General features: G+C 41.7%; 16 protein-coding genes. 5 read left to right on the top strand and 11 right to left on the bottom strand.

Annotation, left to right across the window (positions count from 1 at the left end; genetic code table 11):
• Positions 1-20: 20 nt before the first annotated feature.
• The gene (locus DQW11_RS16355; RefSeq protein WP_113925176.1) at positions 21-875 is read right to left on the bottom strand and encodes an alpha/beta hydrolase; all 855 of its coding nucleotides are present in this window, start codon (positions 873-875) and stop codon (positions 21-23) included.
• A 353-nt stretch (positions 876-1228) separates the two neighbouring features.
• Here DQW11_RS16355 and DQW11_RS16360 point away from each other — a divergent pair, with 353 nt between their 5' ends.
• From DQW11_RS16360 to DQW11_RS16370, 3 genes are all read left to right on the top strand, one after another.
• A complete protein-coding gene (locus DQW11_RS16360) occupies positions 1229-1843 on the top strand; it encodes an NADPH-dependent F420 reductase (RefSeq protein ID WP_113925177.1) in 615 nt (204 codons plus the stop codon).
• A 292-nt stretch (positions 1844-2135) separates the two neighbouring features.
• Positions 2136-2750 (top strand): NADPH-dependent F420 reductase, encoded by a 615-nt coding sequence (locus tag DQW11_RS16365; protein WP_113925178.1) that lies wholly within the window; start codon positions 2136-2138, stop codon positions 2748-2750.
• Positions 2751-2881: 131 nt separating this feature from the next.
• Positions 2882-4117 (top strand): protein kinase family protein, encoded by a 1236-nt coding sequence (locus DQW11_RS16370; protein WP_113925179.1) that lies wholly within the window; start codon positions 2882-2884, stop codon positions 4115-4117.
• Here DQW11_RS16370 and DQW11_RS16375 read toward each other — a convergent pair.
• On the bottom strand, positions 4107-4502 hold the full coding sequence (locus DQW11_RS16375) for a group III truncated hemoglobin (RefSeq protein ID WP_113925180.1): 396 nt from the start codon (positions 4500-4502) through the stop codon (positions 4107-4109). The genes DQW11_RS16370 and DQW11_RS16375 overlap by 11 nt on opposite strands.
• Before the next feature lies 1 nt (position 4503).
• A complete protein-coding gene (locus DQW11_RS16380; RefSeq protein WP_232826771.1) occupies positions 4504-5898 on the bottom strand; it encodes an alkaline phosphatase family protein in 1395 nt (464 codons plus the stop codon).
• Positions 5899-5925: 27 nt separating this feature from the next.
• Here DQW11_RS16380 and DQW11_RS16385 point away from each other — a divergent pair, with 27 nt between their 5' ends.
• Complete coding sequence (locus tag DQW11_RS16385; protein ID WP_113925181.1) at positions 5926-6549, top strand: Uma2 family endonuclease; 624 nt, start codon at positions 5926-5928, stop codon at positions 6547-6549.
• 224 nt (positions 6550-6773) lie between these two features.
• Here the strand turns inward: DQW11_RS16385 and DQW11_RS16390 are convergent, their stop codons facing one another.
• Positions 6774-7865: an agmatine deiminase family protein gene (locus tag DQW11_RS16390; RefSeq protein ID WP_232826772.1), complete on the bottom strand. Its 1092-nt coding sequence runs from the start codon at positions 7863-7865 to the stop codon at positions 6774-6776.
• Complete coding sequence (locus DQW11_RS16395) at positions 7855-8703, bottom strand: carbon-nitrogen hydrolase (protein WP_113925297.1); 849 nt, start codon at positions 8701-8703, stop codon at positions 7855-7857. The genes DQW11_RS16390 and DQW11_RS16395 overlap by 11 nt, the downstream gene beginning before the upstream one ends.
• A 394-nt stretch (positions 8704-9097) precedes the next feature.
• Between DQW11_RS16395 and DQW11_RS16400 the strand changes: the two genes are divergently transcribed.
• A complete protein-coding gene (locus tag DQW11_RS16400; RefSeq protein ID WP_113925182.1) occupies positions 9098-11233 on the top strand; it encodes a M3 family metallopeptidase in 2136 nt (711 codons plus the stop codon).
• Positions 11234-11487: 254 nt separating this feature from the next.
• Here the strand turns inward: DQW11_RS16400 and DQW11_RS16405 are convergent, their stop codons facing one another.
• The 6 genes from DQW11_RS16405 to DQW11_RS16430 all read right to left on the bottom strand — a co-directional run bounded on the left by DQW11_RS16405 (position 11488) and on the right by DQW11_RS16430 (position 17558).
• Positions 11488-14163, bottom strand: a complete 2676-nt coding sequence (locus DQW11_RS16405) for a fimbria/pilus outer membrane usher protein (RefSeq protein WP_232826773.1) — start codon at positions 14161-14163, stop codon at positions 11488-11490.
• A gap of 223 nt (positions 14164-14386) precedes the next feature.
• Complete coding sequence (locus DQW11_RS16410; RefSeq protein WP_113925183.1) at positions 14387-15217, bottom strand: fimbrial biogenesis chaperone; 831 nt, start codon at positions 15215-15217, stop codon at positions 14387-14389.
• 58 nt (positions 15218-15275) lie between these two features.
• Entirely contained in the window at positions 15276-15803 is a 528-nt protein-coding gene (locus DQW11_RS16415) for a DUF4402 domain-containing protein (RefSeq protein ID WP_113925184.1), read from the bottom strand.
• 178 nt (positions 15804-15981) lie between these two features.
• Positions 15982-16419 (bottom strand): hypothetical protein, encoded by a 438-nt coding sequence (locus tag DQW11_RS16420; protein WP_113925185.1) that lies wholly within the window; start codon positions 16417-16419, stop codon positions 15982-15984.
• Positions 16412-17065 carry a hypothetical protein gene (locus DQW11_RS16425; protein WP_157966133.1) on the bottom strand — a complete coding sequence of 218 codons (654 nt, stop codon included), beginning with the start codon at positions 17063-17065 and terminating at the stop codon, positions 16412-16414. The genes DQW11_RS16420 and DQW11_RS16425 overlap by 8 nt, the downstream gene beginning before the upstream one ends.
• Positions 17046-17558: a hypothetical protein gene (locus tag DQW11_RS16430; RefSeq protein WP_232826774.1), complete on the bottom strand. Its 513-nt coding sequence runs from the start codon at positions 17556-17558 to the stop codon at positions 17046-17048. The genes DQW11_RS16425 and DQW11_RS16430 overlap by 20 nt, the downstream gene beginning before the upstream one ends.

The raw sequence follows: 17558 nt of genomic DNA on the forward strand, positions 1-17558 counted from the left end.
TACTTACAACTTTTACACTATCAATTCTCTTCCATAAACTCCCCAATCCATTTGTAAACCTTGCTTGGGGTGTAGATAAACTGTACGATCATGGGTTTGTGTTTCTTGCCTTTCTGTAGGTAAAAATTAGGCTCAGGGTTTATCTTTTTGTATTCTTCCAAAAACCTTTCGGTCGTCTTTTCTATTCCAGGCAGGGTTTTTCCTCCCATCATGATCAGCATGGGCGGATCTTTTTCGTCCAAATAATAAATTGGTGAGGTATCTTTCCATACCTGTGGGTTGTCAGTGAATGCCCGGAGGTATTGCGTCCCCGGAGCATAATTCATTTCTTTCAAAAACCAATACATATCCAATCCCGCCGCATCTATCAGAATTGTTCCTTTGATTGGGTTTTCTACGCCCAAGGTGTCAAAATATTCATCCCGGACAGAAATCAGACTCGCCAAGTGCCCTCCGGCAGAATGCCCGGACACATAGATCTTGTCCGGACTCCCTCCGTAGGTTTTGATGTTCTCCTCTGTCCACCTGACTGCCTGTGCAGAAGCTTTGGCCATGTCATGCACCTGATAATCCGGGCTGAGCGGATAATCGATAATGACAGCGACAATTCCTTTTCTCGCCAATCTTGCTCCAAGGAAGTTGTAGATGTCCTTATTCCCTGAGTCCCAACTTCCGCCATGGATAAAAAGCATCACATCATTGCTCCCATCGGCATTTTTCGGGGCAAAAACATTCAATTGCTTTTCGGGAAGATTTCCCAAAAATCCTTTTTCCATATAGCTGATATCCTTGCTACGCTGCACGGCCCTGAAAGAACAGGAAAAAGAAACAAGACTAAGAATTGTGAAAAGAAGGCACTTTTTAAAGAAATTCATAAAATGCAAATGGGTTGATTTCGGAAAGATAACAAAGATCAGACTTTAGGGTTTAAAATTTTGGCAGAAGATGTTTTGCAATCACCGATTCGGGCAAAGTCCGAAATTAATTTGGATTGATGTGATCTAAACATTAATTCTGAGTTCTTTATTTGATCAAATTATTATTTCCCGATATTATATTTTGTTTTAATTTTCACAAATGTTAATTTTCACCAGATTCAGGAAACAATACCAAGTTTTAATCACCTTTCGACAGTTAAACTGAATCACTCATCCTGACCATATCGATCAAGCCCTAGAAAGGATATGGCGTATTCATCTTCACTTCAAAAAGTTTGATAATACAGCAAATGAAAATAGGCATATTAGGCGCCACCAAACTGGCTGCCGCATTGGGCAATAAATTCCTTTCTTCGGACACAAGTGTAATTTTTGGTGTCGGGGAAAATTTCGAGGCAAAAGATATTGAGTGGAAAATCCTCAGCAAACATTCCGACAAAGTTTTTGGCTTCAAAGAAGCAATCCGCCGCTCAGATTACCTCCTGATCTGCTGTGACAATGAACACCTGATCCATCTTTGTGAGTGCCTTTCAGAATCCGATTTGGACAATAAAACTGTCATTGACTGTACCAATGCTTCTTTTGGCAATGAATATGACTGCAATTTCTTTTTGATTCAGCACTTTTTGGGAGGCAAGAACATCTACAAAGCATTCAATAACCTCGGCATTGACTACCCCAATTCAGATATCCTTGGACTGATCAAGGAAACATATTTTTGCGGGGAGGAAAAACCTGAAAAGCTGAAAGTCAAAAAACTGATCGAGAAATCGGGGTTCCGCGCCATCGATGCAGGATCTTCCCAAAGCGCATTTCTTCTGGAGGCATTTTTCCATTTGAGCAAAAAAATCGCGGCCAACAAAAAAGAAAAAACCGAATACCACTTCAAGCTTATTTCTGTGTAAAAGCCGTTCCCTCACTTGCTTTTTTCAGTCAAAATGGTACTTTTTCCAAAAACTGAAAAATTTTTTTAGCCTCAAAAAACCCTTCTTATTTTGTTATTTGGCAGTCATGATTACTAATTTGCATTTCATTTTTTGATCAAATTTTTATCAAAAAATAATTTTGAGTTAGAAACCTAATTCTCTATATTTCAATCTCTTCTGCATCTAAAATACTCTACTCGCAACCCAGAAGGAATAAATTATCATCCACCAATTGGCTTTTTCACCCAAAAGTCAAGCAACTTAAAATGATATGAAAATAGGAATCTTAGGAGGAACAAAGCTTGCCTCCACGCTTGGCAACAAAATGCTCGCCATGAACCAAACTGTGGTTTTTGGGGTCCGCGAAGACTTCGTAACCAAGGAGATCGAATGGAAAATCCTCAACATGTACCTTGACAAAATTTTCAGTTATGAGACCGCCATCGAAATGTCTGATGTGCTTCTGATCTGCTGCGAAAATGAACACCTCCCAAAAGTATGCAACAGCCTGGCTGTTTCTGATCTGAAAAACAAGATTATCATCGACTGCACCAACGGTGCTTACACAGCGGAATTTTCCTGCAATACAACACTGATCAAAAAAAGTATCGGTCAAAACAAACTCTTCAAGGCGTTCAATAACCTTGGGATCGACTATCCAAAATCTGATCCTATGGGTCTTGTGAAAGAGACTTATTATTGTGGACCGGATTCTGCTGAAAAGCTGAGTGTCAAAAAAATCATTGAATGGGTTGGTTTCAGGCCTGTAGATGCAGGAGAAATCGAAAACGCGATGTTGCTCGAGGCATTCTATCACCTGAGAAAGACCATTTCTTTCCAAAGACCTGAAAAAATGGACTGCCACTTCAAACTGATAGCAGTATAAGGCACCTTTACACTCCCTCCGTTTGATAAGCTTTCATCCAAACCATTGTTAAGTTCCACAATTGGTTGATATTACCTTTTTTTAGCTACTTTTAGGTTTGTCTTATTTTTCAAAACCAATCTGAGTGTTCAGTGGAAATCAATGAAACAACCAAATCCGAGGATAATTCGGAGGAATTGACATGGCTTAAAAATCTTCAGAGAAACAGCTGGGAACCGGAAGTAATCATTTCGGGTTTGTCGCTTGCATTTATTTTTGCCTTTCCTGCGCAAGTCTATGATTTCGCTGTCAGATTGACGCAAGATTATGGATTGGAGTTTACCGGGGCATATCTGGTATTGATCTACCTGTCAATGACCGTCAGTGTATTCAAGATATTTTTCATTTCCCATTTGATACTCAGATTTACATGGGCCGGCTTATTGGGGTTGAGTTACGCCTTTCCAAAAGGAGTAATCAATGAAAACCTTTTTAAAAGCGGACGGGAATACCAATATAAAAATCCGCAGCAATTGGTTTTGAAGCTGGAAAGATTTTGTAGTATGGCTTTCGCCTTTCCAATGATGATAGGAATTATTTTCAGTGGATTCACCCTTTACCTTGGACTGCTTCTTTTGCTTTATTGGTTTTTTGATCTTAATTTCTTTTTGATTTACCTGATTTTTATGGCTTCACTGCTCGGATTTGCCCTGTTTTCTTCAATTTCAAAAAAGAATAAACTCAAAACATGGCTGTTTTCTACCACATTTTACACTGTTCAGGCTACTTACCAAAGTAATCTTGGAAAATGGGCCATCTCCATTTACATGTTTTTTATCTTATGCGTGACGGTGCCTTTCATAAGATCAGATGCACAGGGATTTTTCAATTATGCCAATGCAGCCAACTTAGATGCTGAATATTTAGAATGGGAAGACAAATCCCAGTATTTTGAAGATAAAAGAGATTCAAAGAAAAGATTCCCACGGGCACTTATGCCGACTGATCAAGTTTCCGGTAATATGACCACCATTTCATTGGCACATTACGAAGAGGATTCAAAAAACCTCCCAATAATCATGGATCTGTTTCCCACCATTCCCGATTCCTTGGGTTGGCATGCATTAGAAAAGCCGCAGGACCTTTATAGAATATACCTCAATGAAAATCCTGTTTCTGATAATAATTCTAAATGGCAAAAAGTAATCACAGGAAAATCCGGCCAAAAAGCATATCAGTTTATGCTTGACATCGAGCAATTAAAGCCCGGAATCCATGAAATCAGGATTGAAAAAATCATTCTTTTCAGTGCATTGGGATTTTCGGAACCCGAAATCAAGTTTAAAAAAAATTGGGCAAAATTTTCTTTTATCAAAGTCACATCTTGATGCCTCTTGCCTCCATGATCCGAAAAAACAGGATATGCGCCATGTTTCTCGCATGTTCTTTGGCATAATCGGCATGCTTTCCTTCAAAATTTGTATCCAAAGTTGAAAACCAAAGTTCCAGCCAATTGCCAAAATGAGCCTGCGTGATGGTATTTCCGGTTTTTGCATCCACTTCCTTATGAACAGGAACCGGACTGAACTTACCCGCACCGGGCCCGGACTGCAGCAAAATCATCTCCCAAAAATCCGTCAATCTCTCCAGATGTGATTCCCAATCCTGTACAACTTCGTTGAAAATCGGGCCAAGGGAATCGTGTTTTCTGATCCGGGCATAAAAACTCCTGACCAAAAGCGACACGTCTTCTCTGTTCTCGATTTCCTTCATTTTATTTTTCTTTCAAAATCGGTTCTAACACTTTCAATTTTCCATCAATTCCTGCAGGAATAGGCAATCCCAGAATCGTCGCCAAGATGGGGTAAATGTGGATATTTTCGAATGAAGGGATCAAAAGTCCTTCCTTTACCATCGGTCCATTGGCATAAAATATCCCGTGCATATCCTTGTACTCAGGACTGAATCCATGCTCACCATAGACTTCTGTTTTGAACATTGCTGACCTGTTTTGGTATGAAATCATTCCTTTGGAGGTCGTCATGTAATACCCCAAATCAGGGATAATAATCAGGTCACCAAAGCGGTTTCTATACTTTTCGATATTTTTATAATACTCCCTGTCCTCCACTCGGACTACTTTATAATGCGCAGCTTTATCTGTCAGCTCTTTGTAGACTTTTTCAAGTTCTTCTATATTTTGTAAATGAAGATGTGCCAAAGCCCCGTTATTGACTACCCTTCCATCAATGCCTTGCGTGATTTGATCCAAATTCAAAAGATTTCCCTTTGGGATATTGGTCATCCCATGGTCAGAGACTAGAAATATGTTGATATCAAGGTCAAAACTCTTCAATCCTTCAAATAAAGCCCCAAGTTCCCGGTCTAATTTTTCCAGTCTTCCGCTGATTTCCTTGTCATTATCAGGACCATACCGATGCCCGATATCATCCATATCCGAAAAATAAAGGGTAATCATCCGCGGTCTTTCCTCTTCAGGAAGCTGCAACCACTCAAAAACCTTGGAAATCCTCGTGAGATTGGAAACTGCACCATCATAGCTGAAATAATAACTCGGCCGGATTCCCTGTACCGGTGCTTCCGAACCTACAAAAAAGTAGCTTGCGGCCTTGATTCCGTTTTGTTCTGCCAAAACCCAAATCGGCGTTCCTCCATACCAATAGCCATCTTCTATCACATCCCTATTTCCCATGGTATACACAATATCCTTTTCCGGTTCATAGAAGGAGTTGTCCACCAATCCATGATTTTCAGGCTTCAGTCCGGTGGCAATGGTATAGTGGTTTGGGAAAGTTTTGCTTGGAAAGGAAGGAATAAGAGCCTCTGCAGAAGTTCCGTTCTGGATAAAGCGGGAGAGATTCTCCGGTTTGAACCTTTGGACATAATCATGTCTGAATCCATCAAGCGAAATCAGAATCACGTATTGTTCCTTTTCCTGTGAAAAAGCCGAATTGCTAAAAAAAGCAAGGAAAAGAAATAATGCCAAAGGGAATTTCATCAGGGACATCTGAAATAGGTTTGATTTGGGTATAAAAGTAGCAGAAGAAAATTTGGCAGCCAATATGTTTTTTACCTTCGGAAAATTAAATCCAATAATCTCAGGTTGCCGGTCCTTGTCAAAAGAAACTTCATGGATAAACTTTTTCAACTACAATCATTTTCTTAACTTAGTTGAATGAAAACCTTTGATCCAAATTCAGAAAACCAAAGCAAAGTCGAGGAGCCATCTTCTGAATATGGCATGTATACTTATGCGGACTATTTGACTTGGGAATTTGATGAAATGGTGGAGCTTATCAAAGGAAAAATTTTCAAATCTGCTGCAGCCGCACCAAGAAGAATTCATCAAAAGGTCTCAGGAAATATTTTTTTCAGATTATATCAGCATCTAGAAAACCATCCATGTGATGTTTTTTCGGCACCTTTTGATGTCCGTCTTCCTGTCAAGTCAAAAAGAAATGAAGATATTTTCACTGTTGTCCAGCCTGATATTTCAGTGATTTGTGACAAATCCAAATTGGATGACTTGGGATGTATCGGAGCCCCTGACCTGATTGTGGAAATCCTTTCACCAGGTAACAATAAAAAAGACCTCAAAAATAAATATGAAGTTTATGAAGAAAGCGGAGTCAAGGAATATTGGGTCATACATCCTACCGAATATTCACTCTTGATTTATTCCTTAGTGGATGGAAAATATGTTCCCTCCAAACTTTTTACGGTGGGCGATATTGTCGAATCGAAATGTATCTCCGGATTCAAACTTGACTTAGATGAAGTTTTCGACGACCTTGATTAAATAATTGATAGATATATGCTTCCTTGCCAATAATCCTAAATTTTTCTTCAGTCGGGACAGAAGACCGAAGTCGGAAGACCGATGTACCGGACATTTCAGTCCGCAGACAAGAATAAAAATGGATATCCAATCTAATGGCATCAGCGCATACATTCATAAAAATGATTAAACAAAAAAATCCCAAGTTTCAGCAACCTGGGATTTTTGTTGGTATGAATTTGACCTTAAACCAGAGGTTCCTGCTGACTGAGGCAATGGAACGAACCCAAACCCCAAATCAGATCTAAAGAATTCACCCCAACTACCTTTCTATCCGGAAAACAGGAAGTCAGGATCTCCAACACTTTATCGTCATTCTTGTCCTGAAAAGTCGGGACAATCACTGCGTGGTTGGCAATATAGAAATTGGCATAAGAAGCCGGCAGCCTCTGATCCTCGTAGTATTTAGCAGAAGGCATGGGAAGCTCAATGATATTCATCTGCTTGCCGTCTTCCAATCTTAATTCGTGGAGTAATTCCAGATTTTCCTTCAATGGAGCGTAATTCTCATCTGATTTATTATGCTCGACCACTGTCACGACAGTGTCTTCATTGACAAAACGGGTCAGGTCATCGATATGCCCATCAGTGTCATCTCCGATGATGCCATCTTTCAGCCATAAGATATTTTCTGTACCATAATATCCTCTGAGATATTCCTCAATCTGATTTTTGGATAAGCTCGGATTTCTGTTTGGGTTCAGTAAACAAGCTTCTGAAGTCAGCAAAGTGCCTTTTCCATTAAACTCGACAGAACCACCTTCCATGACAATACCCGGTTGGAAGCAGGGAATATTTCTAAAATCAGCGATTTTGATCGGAATCTGATTGTCCAAGTCATAGGGAGGGTATTTGTCTCCCCAAGCATTGTAATTCCATTTCACCAGGACCTTCTTTTGATCTGCCTCAGGGTTGATCAAAAATGCAGGACCGTGGTCTCTGCACCATGCATCGTTGGTGGGGAAAAAGTGAAAGAAAACTTTGCTCAGATCAACACCTGCATTTTGCAAATGTCCCAAAGCAAATGCCCTCATCGCCTCATCTTTTACATTGATATGGACTTCTTCCCCCAAAGCCAAATATTTGATAAACTCCGCATAGGCGGGGAAAATGGTATGGATTTTTCCCGGCCATGATTCTTCTTTGTGCGGCCAACTCAGCCAAGTCGCCTGGTGTGGCGCAAATTCAGCAGGGAAATAATACCCCAATTCAGCGGGTGTCATTTTCCCTGATTTGGCCATTTCAAATATGTCTGCAGCACTGTAATTAGTCTTCATCAATAAATCTCTTAAGGATCGGGGAATAGGAATCAATGCGTCTGTCCCTCAAAAAAGGCCAATGGGTTCGGTATCGATCGGAATTTTCCATGTCGAGTTCCTGCACATGGACTTCTTCAGCTACATGGTCTGCTTGGTACAAAACCCTTCCAAAAGCATTGGTCGCAAAAGATCCTCCCCAGAATTGCTGATTCCCTTCTGTTCCAACCCTGTTGACAGAAACTACCGGAACCCCGTTTGCCACGGCATGGGAGCGCTGTATGGTCTGCCAAGCTTGGTATTGTTCGTCGTTGGTTTCTTTGGTTGCCTCCCTATGCCAACCGATTGCGGTTGGATAAAACAGGATTTCTGCACCCATCAAGGAAGTGATTCTCGCTGCCTCGGGATACCATTGGTCCCAACAAATCAACACTCCGATGGTTCCGACTTTGGTTTTGAAGACTTTGTATCCCATGTCTCCGGGAGTAAAATAGAACTTCTCATAATATCCCGGATCGTCAGGAATATGCATTTTGCGGTATTTTCCCAGATACGTCCCATCTGAATCCAATACCGCTGTAGTATTGTGGTACAATCCTTCTGCTCTTTTTTCAAACAAAGAAGCCACAATGACCACTCCCAATTCTTTTGCCAGAGAGGAGAATGTATGGGTCGAAGGACCCGGAATAGCCTCGGCCAATTTGAAATTGTCATGATCCTCCACATCGCAGAAATACAGGGAACCGAAAAGCTCCTGCAAGCATACGATCTGCGCACCTTTGGCGGCAGCTTCACGGATTCCCGCAATGGCTTTGGCCATATTGTCAGGGAGGTCACTGGAACAAGATGTTTGCACCATGCCTACTTTGATGGTTCTTTTTGACACTTCGAAGAAATTTTGGTTTCTGACTTGATTCTAATAGGCTTCAAAATTACTTTATATATTCAAAAAATTAAACCCATTTCAAAATTGATATTAAGGGATACTGGATATTGATTGATACTTGACTTGAGCAAAACTTTAATTCTATCTGTTTGACTTTTTTATTAATCCACTTTCCATTAGTCTCAAAAAAACCTTTTGATAGAAAATAAAAGATTTAAAACTGATTTTTTTACGGGGGAAGTATTGTTCTATGGCCTGTCAACTATTGACTAAAACAAATTCTATGACAGCTATTTGAAAAAACCTTACTGCACACGCCTCCTCAATTTTTGCATATATTTGCAGGCGAACCCAAATGTATGTTCTCATGAAAAAAACAATTATTGCACTTGCAGCTTCCGGAGCTTTGCTCTATGCCTGCGGTGCCAAAGAAGAAAAAACTGAAAATATGAATCCATTCTTTGAAGCGTACGATACGCCTTTTGAAGTTCCTCCTTTTGACAAAATCGAAAACGAGCACTTTTCTCCTGCCATCTTAGAGGGGATCAAACAACAACAGGCAGAAATCGATGCAATCGTCAACAATCCTGAAGACCCGACTTTTGCCAATACTATCGAAGCCATGGAAAAATCCGGAGAACTTTTGACCAAAGTCTCCACGGTATTCTACAATTTCAATTCCGCCAACACCAACGATACTATTCAGGCAATTGCCAAAGAATTGGCTCCTGAGATATCCAAACACTCTGACAACATCAGCCTCAATGAAAAACTCTTTGCAAGGGTAAAAAGCATTTGGGAAAAGAAAGACAACCTTGGCCTTAATGGAGAACAACAAAAACTGCTGGAAAAAACCTACAAGTCTTTTGTCCGTAACGGAGCCAACCTCAATGAAGCAGACAAGGAAAAACTGAGAAATATCAATTCCAAAATGTCAGTCTGGAGCCTTACTTTCGGTCAAAACTTATTGGCAGAAACGAATGACTTCAAGTTATTTGTTGACAATGAAGCGGATCTTACAGGACTTCCCCAAGAACTCAAGGATGCTGCAAAAGCAGATGCGAAAGCAGCAGGGGAAGAAGCCAAGTGGCTCTTTACCCTTCAGAATCCAAGCATCATGCCTTTTCTTCAATATGCCGAAAACAGGGAATTGAGGAAGCAGATATGGGAGGCTTACCAAAGCCGCGCCAACCATGACAATGACAAAGACAACAAAGCTATCGTAGTGGAAATGGCTAACCTGAGAAGGGAAAAAGCCCAGCTTCTCGGTTATAAAACTCATGCTGATTATGTCTTGGAAGAATCTATGGCCAAAACCTCCGAGCAGGTTTATGACCTATTGAACCAACTTTGGACTCCTGCATTGGCAAAAGCCAAACAGGAAAAAGATGAAATGCAGGCGATCGTTGCGGCAGATGGAAAGGACTTCAACATAGAACCTTGGGACTGGAGATATTATGAAGAGAAACTCCGTCAGCAGAAATTCAACCTTGACGAGCAGGAAGTAAAACCTTATTTCGCTTTGGACAAGGTGCAGGCGGGTGTATTTATGGTTGTCAAAAACCTGTTTGGATTGACATTTGAAGAAATCAAAGACATCCCAACCTACCATCCCGATGCCAAAGCCTATGAAGTCAAAGAAGCGGATGGAACACACGTGGGGGTTTTATACATGGATTTCCATCCAAGACCTTCCAAAAGAGGCGGTGCCTGGATGACTTCTTACCGTCCACAGCAAACCATCGATGGCGTCAGAAAAGCTCCTGTCATTTCGATCGTCTGCAATTTCTCCAAGCCAACAGGCGATGCACCGGCATTGTTGACCTTTGATGAAGTGACGACTTTCTTCCATGAGTTTGGACATGCACTTCACGGATTATTGTCCAATGTGCAGTACAGAAGTCTTGCAGGCACTTCCGTTCCGAGGGATTTTGTCGAGCTGCCTTCACAGATTATGGAAAACTGGGCGACCGAACCTACAGTCCTGAAGCAATATGCCATCCACTACAAAACAGGCGAACCTATCTCTGATGAGTTGATTGAAAAATTGAAAAACTCAGGTACTTTCGGACAAGGATTTGCCACTACGGAATATTTGGCCGCCTCGCTTTTGGATTTGGACTACCATACCCAAGAAAAAGAAATCGTAGGAAGTGCCAATGATTTTGAAAAAGCATCTTTGGAGAAAATCGGACTGATGGGCGAAATCATCCCAAGATACCGCAGCACTTATTTTCAGCACATTTTTGCAGGAGGTTATTCTTCAGGCTATTACAGCTATATCTGGTCAGGAGTATTGGATACAGATGCTTTCCAGGCTTTTAAGGAAACAGAACTCTTCAACCCTGAAAAAGCTTTGGCCTTCAGAAAAGAAATCCTTGAAAGAGGCGGAACAGACGAGCCGATGAAAATGTATGTCAACTTCCGTGGAGCCGAACCAAAGATCGATGCACTTTTGAAAAAAAGAGGTTTGGATCAGGTGAGTGTTGAAAGGAATAAATAAAAAAATGACCGATGACCGATGACGGATGTTATAGATCACATTAAGTTAAACTGAGATCAATCGGATCCTCTTCATTTTCCTCATTTCAGAATTCAACAATTAAAACCATCCTAGCTCAAAAGCGGGATGGTTTTTTATTTTGTTAATTCCATTTGAACCAAGTAAAAAACATTTGAAGGAGAGTTACATCGGTCATCGGACATCCGACAAATTACTTGAACAAAATTTCAAAAAATCTCAATTTAAGTCCGCTCCTACTTGTACTTCAGTTTAAAATTCAAATTCTCCAGGTAATCTCCATCAGCCAAGGCTTTGATCTCAAATTCCAGGACTCCAGGTTCGGAGGTGACATTCATAAACTCCAATTGCTTCGGATCGGCATAAAGTCTGTATTTGCCAGGCATCAGTCCAAAGACATAGAAACCCCCATCTGTAAATGTCCTCAAAAGTTGTAGCGGTTCGCTGTCATTCAGCTTTTCCAAAACCAAACGCAAACCACCAAGTCCCTCGTCTTTGCCGTTATTGTCAACCACCACAAACCCTTCAATAATTCCTGTCTGATAGAGTGGGATGTCAATGCTTCTAAACCTGTTTGGTTCAGCGACAAATGTAAACCGTTTCATTTTTGGTGCTAGGTTGGGATTGGGAAGCGCATGGATATCGACTTCCATCTGGTATTTCCAATAGGACTGCAATTGGGTAATCCTCAGAATCCCGTCAGAACCTAAAAGCATGTTTGCAGATCGGTCCAAACGTACCGCTTTGGCAGGAACTACTACTTCTCCTTGATCAAATTTCCCATTTTCATTGGCGTCAATAAAAAGACGGACTGCCACACCCGATCTGGTGACCTGATCCCTGTTGTCAGGCAATATGTATCCTGAGGGGTCAATTCCCAATGAGCCTGTGATTCCTTGTTGGATAGCATAAGCATTCCTGCTTGCCGAAAACTGCGTAGAAGTTCTCAAGCCTCTAAAATCATACAGGAACCCCAATTGAAACTGGCCCTTTCCCCTTACAATGTCTTTGTCATATCCCATTGTCAACCTACCCATCTTAAATAAAGTCTGGGACAACATAATATTATAGGAATTTGGGGTTTTGAGGTAGGTATCGTATCTAAACTGTCCTCTAAAAAACATTCCCCTTACAAATACCGGAATACTTGGGTCTCTTTTCAGTGTGTAAGTTGCTGACGCTGTAAATTGACCAAATGCAGCATACATATTTGGTGGCTCTTGACCTGTCCCGTTGTCATTGAATCCGCTGATTCGACCTCGGTAGTTAATTCTGGCAACAACCCTGCCGATCTGGGTGTTAAAATCAGTCTGAAAATTTGTACGAAATCCATTTTCGAAAACCTGCCTTTCTCCGGTTAATCTAAATCCTGAGAATCTTCCAAATGTCTTGAAAGGAAAAAATGCATTCAAATTGGCTTCCCTAACCTGACCCATTAAGTTGAATTCAGATCCGGGTATAAATTCGGTGTATTGGGCATTGATGCTTGTATTGTTTGCATAAAAAACCGAGGCCGAAGCCTGGTAATACCTGTCAGGCAGTACATCTACATTGAAAAGGTATTGCTGCAAGATCCTTGCAGAAAGTCCGAGCATTCCATAAGTTGTCTCTTTCCCAAAAACAGGCCCGTTGTCAACCCCTGCCCTGACAGTCAGCGCATTGGTAATACCGTAGGCGATATCGGCATGGCCGACGAGTTCCTTCCCAAGGCTATCGAGTCCAATCTGTGGCATTCCTCCCTGAACATTATAGGTTACAAAGCCTTTTGGTAGAAAAGTGAAAGGAATCTGCAGCTGTCTTTCTTCAATCTTCACCTCACCCTGCGGGGTATATATTCTGACCGTAAGTCTGACCACCCCGAAAGTAATGGGAGCATTGAACCTGTAATATCCCACATCATCCGCTCTGAGGAAATCAACCAACTGACCGCCAATCAATAGCTCTACTTCGGAATCAGGTTCGGTATAGCCATCTACGACAAATACATCGAGCTTGAATCTTGGAATCACAGGATTATTGGAAAGTGCTACACCTACAATCTGTGCAGAATTGTTTAATCCTGTAGTATTGATCTGTCCTACAGAAATACTGGTGAGTCCGACGTTTTCATCCGGAAGCAGTCCTCCCGGCAAAACATACCTCCACCTTGCCCCGGAAAAAGAAGAATATAGATTTCCTTCCCTGACATTTCCTGAATATATCCCCTGCAAATCACCTCCCAAAAGCTCCATTCCAGCTTTCATGAGCATGGTGAGATTCCGGTTATCTTCAGCATATGCATAATTGACGTTATAATCCAGCATGCCCGGCGCAAAAAACTTCCTGTCTCTCCCATAAATCAGCGGAGCTTCTGTCTGGTCTTTATTGGCGGCGGATTGCTGCATTTTTTTTCGCATGGCTTCCCTTTTTTGTCTTTCATCTATAGGAAGCTGATACTCGGCAGTAAGACTCAGCGAAAGTGCATTGAAATTCACAACGAATTTCAAACCAAAAATCCTTGCGTAATAATCAGGATGGAGAAAGATGTCCATGTTTCCAAGATAAAATTTATCCGCAGGAAGGGTTTCCCTATTTCCCTTGATGGTAATCAATCCCAAAATCGGATCTACAATCCACTTGTCATTTTTAGAGGGAAAAAAACCCTGAAGCCCTTTGCCGTTTTCGGTCTTGTCATTGCCGATATACAATAGGCTGAGCACTTCACCCAACGGCAGATAAGGGACATCGTCAAAAAACACCACATTCAGGTACGCCTGTCCCAGGGAAGGATACGAAAAAGTAAGCATGGCTTCGCCATCAGGTTCTTGCTGTGCTTCTGCGGTTTTGGATGAAAACACCAAAAAAACAGTCAAAAGCACAGATAGAACCCCTGCTAGTTTCCTGATATGGGCTAAAAGAAATGGGTGAATCAAGGTAATATGTTAAAAAAAGCGAGATAAATTATTTAATGTTAGGACGGATCCTGATAGCTATCGGGACGGAAGTCGGATGACCGATGTACCGGAGCTTGCGGATCCAAACAGCTGTACTGCAGAAGAATCTCTTTAATTCATTAAGATTCTTCTCCGCCGCGGCGGATCAGTGTGACTACAAGGTTGTTTAGGTCAATCTAAATCAAACTAATCCTTGTAATTTTTAGGGAATCCGAACCAAAACCCTTTTGGTGACTGGACTACCCTGGACAAGGTCCGAAGAAGGTATGTCTGTCCGGTTGGTTTCAAAGCGAAGTTCGAGTTGGTATTCTCCGGAAGGCAAATTTTCAGGAATGCTTACTTCCACCCCTTTTTTTCCATTAAAATACATGGCCACAGTTTCCTCTTTTTGGGAAACAGTCTTTTCGGATGCATCTTTTAGCGAAGCGGATATACTTCCTAAAAACGGAGAGTTTCCTGTGGTCACAAATTCAGCGATTGCCCGGACTTTGCCGTCTTGAATTGAAGTGGTCACATTTCCGATTTCCAGTCCGGTTGTTGTCTGTCCGTTCTTGTAAAAGGCTGCTATCACCTGATCAAACTTGAAATTGATCTGCGTAGCTACTTCTGTTTGGTTAGTTTGATCCACATCAGGAGCCTGGTTATTGGAGGTCACTTTGACCCTGGTAAAGTAAGTGCCTGCGGGCAATGACCTATCAGGTCGCAACTGTAGCCTTACGGTCTGCTGCTGCTGGGGTGCGAGGACAAAGGTTCTTGGAAATGCCCTCAAACGGTCTCCCAATCCATATTGCTTGTCTTTGATACTGTCCCCATAAATCATAATCAAATTGCCCAATTCATCATTGCCTGGATATCCAAACAAGAAACTCACATTGATCTCTTGAGTGATATCCGATGGGTTGGTAATGTACAGTGATGCAATGCCATTTTCATCCATAAATACCGAAGTTGGTGCTATGGAAATCTGCGCCATAGTAGGTACCGCCAAAAACAGGAATAAGCTTATTGATAAAGCTAGAAATATCTTTTTCATATAATTGAAGAGTTAAAAAGTCGGCGGGGTAACCGCCGACTTGAGGTTTTTTGTAATCCTAGTTATACTCAGCACTGACGTTGAAAGTACCTACATAAGTACCCACAACTTGGTTAGTAAGCGCCGGAATTGAACCACCAACCCATAAGAAAAACGCGTTACTTACCAAAGTCACAGTACTACCGCTGGCTACTGCGCCGGCAGTTGCCCTGTTGGCAGCAGATGCATTTCCTACCACCTGAGTGGTTACCGTCATGTTGTCACTACCACTTGTCAATGTCACAGTAGGGTCATAGAATACTGTCACACCACCGTTAGCTCCACCAAGGTTGAATTGGGCTACATTGGTAACCGAACCTGTGTTGATGTTGTTAGCTGCATTGTTGGCACTGAGCACAATTGCTCCCGGGGTTGTAGAAGATATTCTACCAAAATTGATCGCGTTCAAAGTTCCGTCAAGGACTAAAGTCAAGTCCTGAAGGATTTCAGCAGAAGCTGGAGCAGTAGCTGCTTTTTGTGCATAAGAAGTACCTGCGAGTGCTACAAAGAAAGTAGCGATGATAAGGGATTTAAGAATTGTTTTCATTTTGTTGTTGTTTAAATAATTAAAAATTTGTTAGAGTCTATTTTACTTTTTGTTTTTGTTTTTTTACTTTTTTTATTTTTTGTTTTTTCTAAGAATGTATCCATATGTGATGGATAGGGGGATTAAGTACGATGTTACATAAGCTATTCATTTAAGAGTTTTCGAAATTTTTTAAATTTTAATGGTATTCTATTGTTGTTTTTATTCCGGGCAAAATCGGTATTCCGAGCCAAGCCCTGACCTGTTGGATATTGGGCTCGATATTCTTAATCAGCTTACCGCGGTTGTCCATTTGAAAACTTGCATTTCCCGATTCAAATTTCAGAGCACTTCCAAAATCCGAGGTTCCGTTATTGACTATATAAAGTGTCTCATTAGCATCTTTTTCCGAGGAATCCGATTTGAGATGGACCGTCACATGGATATTTTCCTGCACTACCATTTCTACCCATCTCAATCCTGTTTCCCCTTCTTTGGGCTGGGGAACGATTATCCTTGGGTTGAAATTGACACCTGCAGGAAGCACCAACCTGACGCTGACCATCTGGGCCTCGGCTGTCGTAATTTTTCCAAAAACCAACGCCGAAATGATTACTATGAGACAAAGCCTAATCATAACTTGTAAAGGAAACGTTGATGTTGATTTCTCCTTCATACCTTCCTGCGGGCACCATCCCCACGGGTCCAAAAGTTCCATACAAATAGAGGTAAGCCTTGGCCTTGGGTCTTGTAAATGCCCCATCTTCAGGTGAAGGAGGGGCAGACGGCGCCCCGGCACTCCTCCTGCTGACAGGAAAGGTGATGCTGGAAAATCCCGCCGGCAACTCCACTGAATTTAGCTTTCCGCTGATTTCATCCAAAGGTTCCATGTTATTGTAAGCTACTTTCAGCAAAAATGGAATGGACTCTGTTGGATTGTCAATCAGCGAAAATGCGTTAGGGGCGCTGATGTCTATTGTCAAATCAAATCCCTCAGGGGCTTCTATTTCATAGATTACGGCCTGATTGTCCACCAAGTCAATGGTAACAGCCTCCGAACCGGGTACCAAGGCCCGTTTCTTTTGGTTAAAATCCAAAGTCGGCAACGCTCCCTGTGGGGAAAGGATGGTGATATCATCACTTCCGGTCCAGGTATTGAAGCTGATCCTTTGGGCCATACCAGTATTGATTCCCATCAAAAGGAAGAGACCAACGCCGATTAGCATCCTGAAACCTGCAATATGTGAAAGAACTTTGACCACTTTATATGTACTCCAATTCAATGATAAATTCTGACAAATAAACTCCCGGTGTGGCCTTGGTCAAGTCGAGATTTGCACCAAGCCAGACATATAATTCTCCATCAGGACCGATGGGGAACACACCTTCTCCCACGTCAAGCAACGCACTTTGGAACTGCAGGTCATTAAATGCCGCACTCAGGACATAGTCAGCCGATACCACTCCGATTCCCTCATTTGATTCCTTGATTATCTCCCTTTGAAGATATGTAATCCTCACCCTTGACCCCGGACTTCCGATAATCTTAAACATACCTGCAAAAGGACTTGTGATAGGATTGACTACGAGAAGGCCTTCCATTACCGGAGGATTGATCAGGTCTATATTTCGGATCGTCAGCATGTTCAGGTTGTCAGTAACAGTAGCTGTTGCCCTCACATTAAATGATGCAAATCCGGAATTGGTAGATTGTCCAAAAGATGCCACACTCCCAAAGCAACCGAAAACCAGAAATAGTATATAAAGTCTAATCAT

This window comes from Cognataquiflexum aquatile, assembly GCF_003316845.1.
Taxonomy (GTDB): domain Bacteria; phylum Bacteroidota; class Bacteroidia; order Cytophagales; family Cyclobacteriaceae; genus Cognataquiflexum; species Cognataquiflexum aquatile.